A 12,403-nucleotide genomic window follows, 5' to 3' on the forward strand; every position below is an offset into this window, starting at 1 on the left:
TACCGGCCTGCGGTGTCAGCCGCGCTTCAGGAAAGCGCCGATGCGCTCCACCGCCTCCGCCATCTGGGCCGTGGCCCCGGCATAGGAGATGCGCAGGAACGTGCGGCCGTGGAACGGATCGAAATCCACCCCCGGCGTCGCCGCCACGTGCACCGCGTCCAGCATGCGGCGGGCGAAGTCGTGGGAATCCGCGGTGAAGTCGGAGACGTCGGCATAGAGGTAGAAGGCGCCGTCCGCCGGCAGGAAGCGGCCGAGGCCCACCTTCGGCAATCCCTGCGTGAGGATGCGCCGGTTCTCCACGTAGCTCGCCTTCACCAGGTCCATCTCCGCCCGTCCGTCGAAGGCGGCGTCGGCGGCGATCTGCGAGAGGGTGGGCACGGAGATGGAAAGGTTCTGCTGCAGCCGCTCCATGGTGCGCGAGACGCCGGGCGGCACCACCATCCAGCCCACGCGCCAGCCGGTCATGCAGAAGTATTTGGAGAAGGAATTGATGACGGTCACGTCATCGCCGATCTCCGCCGCGCTCACGGCGGGGAAGGCGTAGTCGAGGCCGTGGTAGATCTCGTCGGAGATGAAGGCGAGGCCAAGGTCGCGGGCGCAGGCGTGGAGCGCGGTCAGCGCCGGCCGGTCCATCATGGTGCCGGTGGGGTTGGCGGGGCTCGCCACCAGCACGCCCTTGAGCGGGGCCTGGCGGTGGGCCTCCAGCAGGCGCTCTGGGGTCAGCGCGTGGCGGTCCTCCGCGCGGGTCTCGATCAGCACCGGCTCGCAGCCCAGCGCGTGCAGCACATGCCGGTAGGGCGGATAGCCCGGCGCGGCGATGGCCACCCGGTCGCCCGGCTCGAACAGGGCGAGGAAGGCCAGCACGAAGCCGCCGGAGGAGCCGTGCGTCACGACGATGCGCTCGGGATCGACGCTGATCCCGTGGATCTCCTCATAATGCCGGGCGATGCGCGCCCGCAGCGCGGGGATGCCGAGCGCCGCCGTATAGCCCACCTGGCCGGCGGCAAGGGCGGTCGCCGCCGCCTGCCGCGCCACGGTGGGGGCGGGGGCGGCGGGCTGGCCGACCTCCAGATGGATCACCTGTCCGCCGGCCGCCTCGATGCGGGCGGCATGCTCCATCACGTCCATGACGATGAAGGGATCCACGGCGCTGCGCCGGGAAAGGGCGACTTCGATCTGGGCTCGACTGGCGGTCATGAGACGCTGACTTTCCGCTTCGTCCGGGCGGCAGCGGGTCGGACCGCCGTGTTGCCGCCGCATTCTGACTGTCCCTGAGGCTGTTCGCCCCAACGTGAAGGCTGGCGCATTGACCGCGGGGCGGGCGGACGCCAGTGTCCGTGCGTCTCGTAGCCTGCGTCGGCCCGGCCGCCAAGAGCAGCGGGCACGGGTATGCGGGCACGGGCCACGGGGGCGGAGACGCACCGGCGGGGCCCGGTGGATGTGGTTCCTGCAGCGGACAACCGCTCGATGCGGTAGGGTGCAGGGTGCGAGCCGAGGGCTTGCTTGGGTTGCGGCAGACTGGCGGGCGCTCGGCGCCCCGGGCAAGGCCGTTGAGGGCGGAAACGGACCCTTCGGGGCCAGAACGGAGCGAAGCCGAGCAGCGATGCCGATGCCTCTCCAGATGTTCAACCAGGAGTTCCACGGCAAGGTCCGCCGCCTCGCCGGCCGGCTGGGCCGCGGCTTCTGCGTGGCCGCGGCGCTGAGCCTTCCCCTGCATCTGACGGTGCCGATGGCATCCGCCCAGGAGCAGTCCCCGCAGAAGCGCCCCTCCATCATCCGCGACACGGAGATCGAGGCGCTGCTGCGCGACTACACCCGCCCGATCCTGAAGACGGCCGGGCTGGCGCAGCAGAATGTGGAGGTGGTGCTGATCTCGGAGCGCTCGTTCAACGCCTTCGTGGCGGACGGCAAGCGCATCTTCGTCAACACCGGCGCCCTCATCGATTCGACCACGCCCAACCAGATCATCGGCGTGCTGGCGCACGAGACCGGCCACATCGCCGGCGGCCACCTCGCCCGCATGCGCGAGCAGCTGGCCGGGGCGCAGACCATGGCCATCGTTGCCATGATGCTGGCGGCCGGCGGCATCGCGGCCGGCGCGGCGAGCGGCATGAACGGCCGCGACGTGGGCAACGTGGGTGCGGCCGCCATGTCCGCCCCGCAGGAAGCCATCCGCCGCTCGCTGCTGTCCTACCAGCGCGGCGAGGAGCAGGCGGCCGATCGCTCCGCGGTGAAGTATCTTGATGCCACCGGCCAGTCCTCCAAAGGCATGCTGGAGACCTTCGAGCGCTTCCAGAGCGACCAGCTTTTCATCAGCCAGCGGATCGATCCCTATCTGCTGAGCCACCCCATGGCGCGCGAGCGCGTCGCGGCGCTGGAGCAGCTGGCCAAGGCCAGCCCCTATTACAATGTGAAGGATCCGCCCGCCCTGCAGGCCCGGCACGACATGATGCGGGCAAAGCTCATCGCCTTCATGGAGCGGCCGGACACGGTGGCGCGGCGCTATCCGGCCTCCGACGGGTCGATGGCGGCGCAATATGCGCGGGCGATCTCGGCGTATCGTTTCGGCAACGTCCAGAACGCGGTGGCGCAGATCGACGCGCTCATCGCCAAGGAGCCGAACAACCCCTATTTCTACGAGCTGAAGGGCCAGGCCCTGCTGGAGAGCGGCCGGGCGGCCGAGGCGGTGCCGCCGCTGCGCAAGGCGGTGGCCATGACCGGCGGCGCGCCGCTCATCCGCTCCATGCTGGGGCAGGCGCTGGTGCAGTCGGGCAGCCCCTCCACCAACCAGGAAGCGCTGCGCGAGCTGATCCAGGCCACCCAGCGCGATCCCAATTCCCCCTCCGCCTGGCGCTCGCTCGCCATGGCCTACGGCCGGGCGGGGGATACCGCCAATGCGGACCTCGCCGCCGCCCAGGGCTATTTCGCCTCGGGCGAGTTCAAGACCGGCCGGGAGCTCGCGGCGCGGGCGCGCCAGAGCTTCCCGCAGGGCTCGCCCGGCTGGCTGAAGGCCGACGACCTCGTGAGCTTCAAGCCGCCGCAGAATGCAGCGGCGAACCGGGGGCAGTAGCCCCCACCCACAGGAACCGGGGGCCGGAGCCCCCGCGCACCAGACGGAGATCTTGATGTCCCGCCTTGCTGGCCGCCCCCAGGGCTCGGCCCGATTCGGTTTCCGCGGCCTCGGCGCCCGCCTCTCCTCGGTGGCGCTGGCCGCCCTGCCGGCCGTGCTCCTCGCCGCCAGCCCCGCCGCCGCCTTCACCGACGAGGAGAAGAAGGAGCTTCACGGGATCATCCGCGAGTACATCATCCAGAATCCGGAGGTGCTGCAGGAAGCCATCTCCGTGTTGGAGTCCCGCCAGATGGTGGCCGATGCGGCCCAGCGCTCCAAGGGCGTGGCCCAGATGAAGGAGCTGCTGGTGTCGAGCCCCCGCGGCGTGGTGGTCGGCAATCCCAAGGGCGACGTCACGCTGGTGGAGTTCTTCGACTACAACTGCGGCTACTGCAAGAAGGCGCTCTCCGACCTCCAGGACCTCGTGAAGCAGGACCCCAACCTGCGCGTGGTGCTGAAGGAATTCCCGGTGCTTGGCCCGGGCTCGGTGGAAGCCGCGCAGGTGGCCGTGGCGGTGCGCATGGTGGCGCCCGAGAAGTACATGGCCTTCCATCAGGCGCTGCTCGGCGCCCGCGGCCAGGCCGACCGGGCCAAGGCGCTGGCCGCCGCCAAGGAGGTGGGCATCGACACCGCCCTCCTGCAGAAGCAGGCGACCTCGCCGGAGCTCAACGCCACCCTCGACGAAAGCATGAAGATCGCCGAGGCGCTGAACCTCAACGGCACCCCCTCCTATGTGGTGGGCGAGCAGGTGGTGGTGGGCGCCGTGGGCTTCGACAAGCTGAAGTCGGCCATCGCCGACGCCCGCAAGGCGAACACGCAGGCCAAGTGAGCCCGCAGGGCGAACATCCAAGGCCAGAGGTGAGCCCGCAGGGCGAACATCTAAGCCGGAGGTGAGCCCGCAGGGCGAACATCTAAGCCGGAGGTGAGCCCGCAGGGCGAACATCCAAGCCGGAGGTGAGCCCGCAGGGCGAACATCCAAGCCGGAGGTGAGCCCGCAGGGCGAACATCTAGGCCAGAGATGAGCCCGCAGGGCGAACGTCCAAGCCGGAGGTGAGTCCGCAGGGCGAACATCCAGGGCCAGTCCCTGAAAATCCGGCGCATTCCGCGCCGGCTTCTCATCCGCAGGCGCGGCGCCACGCGTATCAAGGGCGTCGCGCCGCTTTCTTTCGGGCCTTGCACCGCCGGTGCGACTGCCGCGTGACAGGGGCGCGTGCCATGCGGCAGGCGCGACCTTTGTACGTTGCATGCCAGCGTTCCCGTGTGTAAGGCTCGATTTCCCGGTTCGTTCCGGACGGAGTGGTCCGTGACCTCGTTGAAGACCCCGCTGCTCGATACCATCAAGGATGCTGCCGACGTGCGGCGCCTGCCGCAGGAGAAGCTCGCCCAGCTTGCCGCGGAACTGCGCGCCGAGACCATCGACGCCGTATCCGTCACCGGCGGGCATCTGGGCGCCGGCCTGGGCGTGGTGGAGCTGACGGTGGCCCTGCACCACGTCTTCAACACCCCCCACGACCGCCTGATCTGGGACGTGGGCCACCAGTGCTATCCGCACAAGATCCTCACCGGCCGGCGCGACCGCATCCGCACCCTGCGCATGGGCGGCGGCCTCTCGGGTTTCACCAAGCGCTCGGAGAGCGAATACGACCCCTTCGGCGCGGCCCATTCCTCCACCTCCATCTCGGCGGGGCTGGGCATGGCGGTGGCGCGGGACCTCTCGGGCATCGAGCGCAACGTGGTCGCCGTCATCGGCGACGGCGCCATGTCGGCGGGCATGGCCTATGAGGCCATGAACAACGCCGGCGCCATGGATTCGCGCCTCATCGTCATCCTCAACGACAACGACATGTCCATCGCCCCGCCCACGGGCGCCATGTCGGCCTACCTGGCGCGGCTCATCTCCGGCCAGACCTACCGCTCGCTCCGGGAGATCGGCAAGCAGATCGCCGGGCACCTGCCCAAGTTCGTGGAGCGCGGCGCCCAGCGGGCGGAGGAGTTCGCCCGCGGCTTCTGGACCGGCGGCACCCTGTTCGAGGAGCTGGGCTTCTATTATGTGGGGCCCATCGACGGGCACAATCTCGACCACCTGCTGCCCGTGCTGAAGAACGTGCGCGACGCCAAGACGGGGCCGATCCTCGTCCATGTGGTGACGCAGAAGGGCAAGGGCTACGCCCCCGCCGAGGCGAGCGCGGACAAGTACCACGGCGTGGTGAAGTTCGACGTGGTGACCGGCGCGCAGGTGAAGGCCAAGTCCAACGCCCCGTCCTATACCCGCGTGTTCGCCGAGAGCCTCATCGCCGAGGCGCGGCGCGACAGCAAGGTCGTCGCCATTACCGCCGCCATGCCCTCCGGCACCGGGCTCGATTTGTTCGGGCAGGTGCATCCCGAGCGCACCTTCGACGTGGGCATCGCCGAGCAGCATGCGGTGACGTTCGCCGCCGGCCTCGCCACCGAGGGCTTCAAGCCCTTCTGCGCGCTCTACTCCACCTTCCTCCAGCGCGGCTACGACCAGGTGGTGCACGACGTGGCGCTGCAGGGCCTGCCGGTGCGCTTCGTCATCGACCGGGCCGGGCTCGTGGGGGCGGACGGGGCGACCCATGCGGGCGCCTACGACATCGCCTTCCTCGCCTGCCTGCCCGGCATGGTGCTGATGGCGCCCGCCGACGAGGCGGAACTGACGCACATGATGGCCACCATGGTGGCCTATGACGACGGCCCTTCCGCCGTGCGCTTCCCGCGCGGCGAGGGGGTGGGCATCGAGCGGCCGGATCGCGGCGAAGTGCTGCCCATCGGCAAGGGCCGCATCGTGCGCGGCACGGGGGAGGGCGATGTCGCCATCCTTTCGCTCGGCACCCGTCTCGCCGCCGCCACCGACGCGGCCGAGCGGCTGGAGGCGGCCGGCTTCGCCGTCACGGTAGCCGACGCGCGCTTCGCCAAGCCCATCGACCGGGACCTGGTGCTGAAGCTGGCCGGCGGCCACGGGGCGCTGGTGACGGTGGAGGAAGGGTCCGTCGGCGGCTTCGGCAGCCAGGTGCTCCAGCTCCTCACCGACGAGGGCGTGCTCGACCGGGGCGCCGTGAAGGTGCGCTCCATGGTGCTGCCGGACATCTATATCGACCACGACACCCAAGCCCGCCAGCTCGCCGAGGCCGGGCTCGACGCCTCCGCCATCGTGGCGAAGGCGGAGGGCCTCGTGGGCAAGGCCAAGGCCGGCCGGAGCCTGCACAAGGCGGGGTGAGGCCGTCAGCCGGTGAGGCCGTGGTGCAGGGGAGGGGCGGGGCCGCCCCTCAGTCCCACCAGAAGAACCAGCTGCGTGCGGTGCGCAGGCTCGCCACATAGTCGTCCATGTCGCCGAGATCCTCCTGGCAGAACAGGGTGTGCTCGAACGCAAGGCGCTTGGCGTCCTCGAAGCTCGACGGCGGCCGCTCCACCGCGAACTCCAGGGAATCTTCGCTGATGCAGGCGATTTCCGCTCCGTAGAGCGCCTTCCAGCGCCGGGCGAAAGCCGCCATCTCCGCCGGCTCGGGAGCGGCGTTCCATCCGCCGAAGTCGAGGATGAGCGGGATCTGCCAGCTCTCGGAGACGGGAATGCGGGCGATGGCCGCCTGCGGAAAGGCGCGGCTGCGGCCCAGGGGCAGGGAGAGGGAGGCCAGCTCCAGCCGGGGCGGCGCTTCCGGTGCAGGCCGTTCCGCGATCTCCCCGAGGGGAGGCGGCAAGGCGCTGTCGGCGTCGTGCCCCGCCTTCTCGGCCAGGATCTGGACGATCTCGTCCGGCTCGGGAATATCGATCCGCGCGATTGCGGCGGCTTCCTTCACCGCGCCGAGGTCCGGCGTCCTCACGGTGAGGATGAGCGGGCAGCTGCCGGCTGCCGTGCCGGCTGCCCGGGCCTCCAGCCATGCCGCGGCGGCCTGCGCCGCCGGAACCTGGGCGAGCGGGAAGGGGCAGGTGTCGAGCAGGCGCTGCCAGGCGGCCTCCTGGCGGAGCCGCGCGTCCGTCCTGTGATCCGGGGTTGGGGTCTCCTTCGGCTTGCCGAAGAGGAAGTTCAGCCAGCTCATTGCCACGCGTCTCCGACGCCACAGACCTGGAGGCGGATCCGATCGGATTGAAGCGCCCGCGGCGTTTCAATGAGAGCGGGGGATCCGTCTCACTCCAAAAGCGAGAGGCAATTCATCCGCCGGAGGGAAGCGGATTCCTCCGCGCCGGATCGCGCTCTCGTAAATTCGTAGCATGGCGCGGATTACGCGTCAGGGATGTGTCAGCCGGCGGCCAGAACGGCCTGAACATCGCGCCGGTGCACAGCCTCATTGGGGGGCGGATGGCGCCGGGCCGGGAGCAGTCCCCGGCGGGTGAGGCCCGCCCTTCAGTCCCACCAGAAGTACCAGCGGCGCATGGAGCGCAGGGCGGCGATATAGTCGCTCATATCCATGTCGCCCAATTCGATGCCGGCGATGTAGTGTTCCTTCGCAAGGCGGGTCGCTTCCTCGAAGGTGGCCGGCGGCCGCTCCACCACGAATTCCAGCGTGTCCTGCGTCACCGCAGCGATGTCCGCGCCATGAAGCAGCTTCCAGCGCCGCGCGAAGGCCGCCAGCATCGCGGGTTCGGGACAGGCGTTCCAGCCTCCGAAGCCGAGGAGCAGAGGCGCCCGCCAGCTGTCCGGCGGGGGCAGGCGGGTGATGGCCACCTGGGGAAAAGGCCCCTTGAGCGGGAGCGAGGTTATGGCCCCGAACGGCTTCGCTTGGGGTTGCGCTTCGGGCGGGTCGGGCGGCAATTCCCTTATGTCCGCAAAAGCGGGTTCATCGTAAGCATAGGCGCCACCCCGCTGATATTCTTCGGATGCGGCCAGGGCGGCGGCCACGTCTTCCGGATCGGGCTCGCCAAAGAGGAGAGCGGGCTTCTGATTGGCCCAATCCTGGAAGATCAGCTTGCGGACATAGGTGTCCACGATGCTGTCCGGGGAAGGGATGTCCGCTCCGGCGACGTCGGATTCGTCTGCCCCAATCTCTGCCGTTTCCGGCGTGATGAGGATCGGCGAGAACCCCTCGCGCGCGCCAATGGCCGCCTCTTCGTACCACGCCGCCGTCGCCTCCGTGCCAGGCACGAGGCGCAGCGGATAGGGCCATTCGGCCATGAGGCGCTGCCAGTCTGCCTCTTCCCTAAGGGCCCGCTCGGCCGCCAAATTCCGCTTGGCGCGGTGCCCTCCGAATAGGCCCCTGATCCAGGACCACATGGCGACTCGCCCCGCATCCGTTTTGGCAGGAGAACATAAATGCCGCTGCACGTCAGGGCTGTATCAGCCTGCGGCTAGCACCGCCTCCACATTGCGCCGGTGCACGGTCTCGTAGGGCTCGAAATACGCGATCGCCCCCGTCGCGAAAGCCTCGGCGGCGAAGGTCCGCAGATCGAGCCCAGCCAGCGCCGGTTCGGCCGTCAGGCGCAAGAGCTTCTCCACATAGAGCCGCGTCGCCTCGATGAGCCCCGGCTCGTAGCCGCCGGCGGCGATGATCTCTGGCGCGCTATGGTTGGGCAGGATGCGCGTCGCGCCCAGCGCCGCGAGGCGCTTGAGCCCCCCGAGGTGGATCGCGAGGCGGTCCGGCTCGTCCACATAGGTGATGGGGTCTTCCAGCGTGTCGCCGGCCAGAAGCACGCCGCCGGGCAGCAGCGCCACGGTGCCGTCGCGGCTGTGGATGTCCATGTGGATCAGCTCAACCGGCACGGAACCCACCTTCAGCGACAGCCGCTCGTCGAACAACACGTTCGGCAGCACCAGCGGGCGGATGGGCGGGTCGGCCGCCTCCAGCCGGGCGCGGTTGGCGCGCAGCAAAGCGTCGGTCTCGCGGTTGGCGATGATCACGCAATCGGCGAACACGTCGTTGCCGGCCACGTGGTCGTCGTGCCAGTGGCTCAGCACCACGCGGATGCGCCGGGCGCCCCTCTCCTCCAGCGTGCGGCGGATGATGCGGGCGTGGGTGAGGGAGACGTGGGTGTCGTAGACCAGCGCGTCTTCGCCATCGATCACCGCGTAGGACGCGATGCCCAGCGCATAGGCGCCGTCGTCCAGCCAGTTCTCCTCCGGCCCGTGCAGGCGCACGCCCGGCACCCGCCCGTCATAGAAGGCGAGCACGTGGCGCGCGGGCTCCAGCACCCGGAGGGTGGAGCCGGGCGGCGCGAGGTGCGCGCCGCTGGCCGTCACCTTCACTCCGCCGCTTCGAGATTGTGCCCGAGGCGGTGGGAGAGGGTGTGCAGCAGTTCACTCGCCGCGTCGGCGATGACGGTGCCGGGCGGGAAGATGGCCTCGGCGCCCGCGGCCTTCAGCGCGTCATAGTCCTGCGGCGGCACCACGCCGCCCACCACCACCATGATGTCGCCCCGGCCTTCCGCTTCCAGCGCCGCCTTCAGTGCCGGCACCAGGGTGAGATGGCCGGCGGCGAGCGAGGAGATGCCGACCACGTGCACGTCGTTCTCCACCGCCTGGCGGGCGGCTTCCTCGGGGGTGGCGAAGAGGGGGCCGATGTCCACGTCGAAGCCGAGGTCGGCGAAGGCGGAGGCGATCACCTTCTGGCCGCGGTCATGGCCGTCCTGGCCCACCTTGGCGACCAGGATGCGCGGGCGCCGGCCTTCGGCGTGCTCGAACGCCTCCACCAGTTTCTGAACCTTGCCCACCTTGTCCGTCATGGCGGAAGCCTCCCGCTTGTAGACGCCGGAGATGGCGCGGATCTCCGCGCGGTGGCGGCCGAACACCTTCTCCAGCGCGTCGGAGATCTCGCCCACCGTGGCCTTGGCCCGCGCCGCGTCGATGGCGAGGGAGAGCAGGTTGCCGTTGCCGGCGGCGCCGTTGGTGAGGGCCTCCAGCCGGCCGTCCACCTCATGCTGGTCGCGCTCGCCCCTGAGGCGATTGAGCTTCTCGATCTGGGCGGCACGCACGGTCGCGTTCTCCACCTTGAGCACATCGATCAGCCGGTCACGCTCGGGCTTGAACTTGTTCACGCCCACCACGGTCTGCGCCCCGCCGTCGATGCGGGCCTGGGTGGTGGCGGCGGCCTCCTCGATGCGCAGCTTGGGAATGCCCGCCTCGATGGCCTTGGCCATGCCGCCCAGCGCCTCCACCTCCTGGATGTGCGCCCAGGCCTTGGCGGCGAGGTCGGCGGTGAGCTTCTCCACGAAATAGGAGCCGCCCCACAAATCGATCTGCCGCGTGGTGCCGCTCTCCTGCTGCAGCAGGATCTGGGTGTTGCGGGCGATGCGGGCCGAGAAGTCGGTGGGCAGGGCCAGCGCCTCGTCCAGCGCGTTGGTGTGCAGCGACTGGGTCTGGCCCTGCGTCGCCGCCATGGCCTCGATGGCGGTGCGCATGACGTTGTTGAACACGTCCTGCGCGGTGAGCGACCAGCCCGAGGTCTGCGAATGGGTGCGCAGGGGGAGCGACTTGGGGTTCTTCGCCCCGAGGTCGGTCATCAGGCGCGTCCACAGGAGGCGGGCGGCGCGCAGCTTCGCCACCTCCATGTAGAAGTTCATGCCGATGGCCCAGAAGAAGGAGAGGCGCGGCGCGAACACGTCGATGGGCAGGCCCGCCTTCGAGCCGGCGCGGCCGTATTCCACGCCGTCGGCGAGCGTATAGGCCAGCTCCAGGTCCTGCGTCGCGCCGGCTTCCTGCATGTGGTAGCCGGAAATGGAGATGGAGTTGAAGCGCGGCATCTCCTTCGAGGTGTAGGCGAAGATGTCCGAGATGATGCGCATGGAGGGTGCGGGCGGATAGATGTAGGTGTTCCGCACCATGAATTCTTTGAGGATGTCGTTCTGGATGGTGCCGGAGAGCTTGGCCGGCGCCACGCCCTGCTCCTCCGCCGCCACCACATAGAGCGCGAGGACCGGGAGCACCGCGCCGTTCATGGTCATGGACACGCTCATCTGGTCCAGCGGGATGCCGGAGAACAGGGTGCGCATGTCGTAGATGCTGTCGATGGCCACCCCGGCCATGCCCACGTCGCCCGCGACGCGGGGGTGATCCGAGTCATAGCCGCGATGGGTGGCGAGGTCGAAGGCCACCGACAGGCCCTTCTGGCCGGCGGCGAGGTTGCGCCGGTAGAAGGCGTTGGAATCCTCCGCCGTGGAGAAGCCGGCATATTGCCGGATGGTCCAGGGCTGGGTGGCGTACATGGGCGCGTAGGGCCCGCGCAGGAAGGGCGCGATGCCGGGATAAGTGTCGATGTAGGAGAGCCCCTCGATGTCCGCCGGGCCGTAGAGCGGCTTCACCGGAATGCCCTCGGGCGTCTGCCAGATGGCGGCCTCGGGCCCCCCTGCGATGGCGGGGGCGCCGGGCGTGGGAGCGCGCCAGTCGATGTCGGCGAAGTTGGGGATCCGGCTCATCTCATCAATCCTCGAATTCGGCGCGTTCCTCGGCGGTTTCAGGCGAAGGGGTCTGCTTCGCATCCCGAAAACGCGTCGGCGAAAGTCCCGCGACAGGGCGCCCGCCCGATCGTCCGCTCAGATCCGCTTCGCGAACCAGGAGCCGTTGCATTTCAAATCGGGCGAGGTCCAGTCGCCCGAGGCCTGATCCCCCTCCGCGAGACCGGTCGCGGCCACCTTCTGGTGGCCGTGGGCCAGCGACATCCGCACCACGCCGAGCTTGCTGATGCCACCGGTGGCCTTCACCGGCCAGAAGCCCGCATAGGCGACTTTGCCACCCTTCACCGAGAGCTTGAAGTCATAATTGGTCTTGCAGCGCCCGTCCTCGGCCGAGGTCTTCACGCTCCACATGCCGTCGAAGCGCCTGGCGTTGTCGGCATGGGCGGGAGGGATGGCGGCGCCGAGGAGGAGGAGCGCAGCGGCGAAGCCCCATCGCTTGGCCCGGAAAGGCGCCGGCGCATGGGCCCCGGCGTGCGGCTTCCGGGGGTGTGGCACAGGATCTCGCATCGCTTTCGCTTCCCCTTTCCCCATCACGTTCCTCGCCTGCCGCGCCCGCCGGCGCGGCCCTGCACTTCGTCCTGGATGTCCTGCAGCTCGCACAGGATCAGATGCAGCCGCATGCCCGGGGCATGCGCCAGCACATCCGTCAGGGCCATGTTCGCCGCGAAGGCGGAGACCAGAACATCGAGCTCCCGGATGCCGCTGATCCCGCACATGGCCCAGAACACGTAGGCGCGGGGATGACGTATTGGTCCCCGCCAGCGCGTCATGCTCTGCACCGGCCCCTGGATCTTCTCCAGCTGATGCAGCTCGCCCCGCAACACGCCGTACCGCTGCTTCAGTTGCGTATCCGTCAGCCGGGCCAGATCGACCCGAAGGTTCAATGAGAATGCCATT

General features: G+C 69.4%; 10 protein-coding genes. 3 read left to right on the forward strand and 7 right to left on the reverse strand.

Annotated features, from left to right (window positions below; all coding sequences use genetic code 11):
* Window positions 1-15: 15 nt before the first annotated feature.
* Window positions 16-1,197 (reverse strand): pyridoxal phosphate-dependent aminotransferase, encoded by a 1,182-nt coding sequence (locus V5F59_RS07860; protein ID WP_393982112.1) that lies wholly within the window; start codon window positions 1,195-1,197, stop codon window positions 16-18.
* Between the two features lie 412 nt (window positions 1,198-1,609).
* Between V5F59_RS07860 and V5F59_RS07865 the strand changes: the two genes are divergently transcribed.
* From V5F59_RS07865 to dxs, 3 genes are all read left to right on the forward strand, one after another.
* Window positions 1,610-3,070: a M48 family metalloprotease gene (locus V5F59_RS07865; RefSeq protein ID WP_393982129.1), complete on the forward strand. Its 1,461-nt coding sequence runs from the start codon at window positions 1,610-1,612 to the stop codon at window positions 3,068-3,070.
* Window positions 3,071-3,125: 55 nt separating this feature from the next.
* Window positions 3,126-3,938, forward strand: coding sequence for a DsbA family protein (locus tag V5F59_RS07870; RefSeq protein ID WP_393982111.1), 813 nt, complete (start codon window positions 3,126-3,128; stop codon window positions 3,936-3,938).
* Window positions 3,939-4,412: 474 nt separating this feature from the next.
* A complete protein-coding gene (gene dxs, locus V5F59_RS07875; RefSeq protein ID WP_393982110.1) occupies window positions 4,413-6,344 on the forward strand; it encodes a 1-deoxy-D-xylulose-5-phosphate synthase in 1,932 nt (643 codons plus the stop codon).
* Between the two features lie 49 nt (window positions 6,345-6,393).
* Here dxs and V5F59_RS07880 read toward each other — a convergent pair whose 3' ends face one another.
* From V5F59_RS07880 to V5F59_RS07905, 6 genes are all read right to left on the reverse strand, one after another.
* Entirely contained in the window at window positions 6,394-7,161 is a 768-nt protein-coding gene (locus V5F59_RS07880) for a DUF4253 domain-containing protein (protein WP_393982109.1), read from the reverse strand.
* A 305-nt stretch (window positions 7,162-7,466) separates the two neighbouring features.
* Window positions 7,467-8,234 (reverse strand): DUF4253 domain-containing protein, encoded by a 768-nt coding sequence (locus V5F59_RS07885; RefSeq protein WP_393982108.1) that lies wholly within the window; start codon window positions 8,232-8,234, stop codon window positions 7,467-7,469.
* Between the two features lie 162 nt (window positions 8,235-8,396).
* On the reverse strand, window positions 8,397-9,302 hold the full coding sequence (locus V5F59_RS07890; protein ID WP_393982107.1) for an MBL fold metallo-hydrolase: 906 nt from the start codon (window positions 9,300-9,302) through the stop codon (window positions 8,397-8,399).
* Window positions 9,299-11,467: a methylmalonyl-CoA mutase gene (gene scpA, locus V5F59_RS07895; RefSeq protein WP_393982106.1), complete on the reverse strand. Its 2,169-nt coding sequence runs from the start codon at window positions 11,465-11,467 to the stop codon at window positions 9,299-9,301. Before scpA ends, V5F59_RS07890 begins: the two co-directional genes overlap by 4 nt.
* Before the next feature lie 117 nt (window positions 11,468-11,584).
* Window positions 11,585-12,013, reverse strand: coding sequence for a hypothetical protein (locus V5F59_RS07900; RefSeq protein ID WP_393982105.1), 429 nt, complete (start codon window positions 12,011-12,013; stop codon window positions 11,585-11,587).
* Window positions 12,014-12,036: 23 nt separating this feature from the next.
* Window positions 12,037-12,402: a hypothetical protein gene (locus V5F59_RS07905; RefSeq protein ID WP_393982104.1), complete on the reverse strand. Its 366-nt coding sequence runs from the start codon at window positions 12,400-12,402 to the stop codon at window positions 12,037-12,039.
* Between the last annotated feature and the right edge of the window lies 1 nt (window position 12,403).

This window comes from Xanthobacter nonsaccharivorans, from assembly GCF_043194755.2.
GTDB classification, from domain to species: domain Bacteria; phylum Pseudomonadota; class Alphaproteobacteria; order Rhizobiales; family Xanthobacteraceae; genus Xanthobacter; species Xanthobacter autotrophicus_G.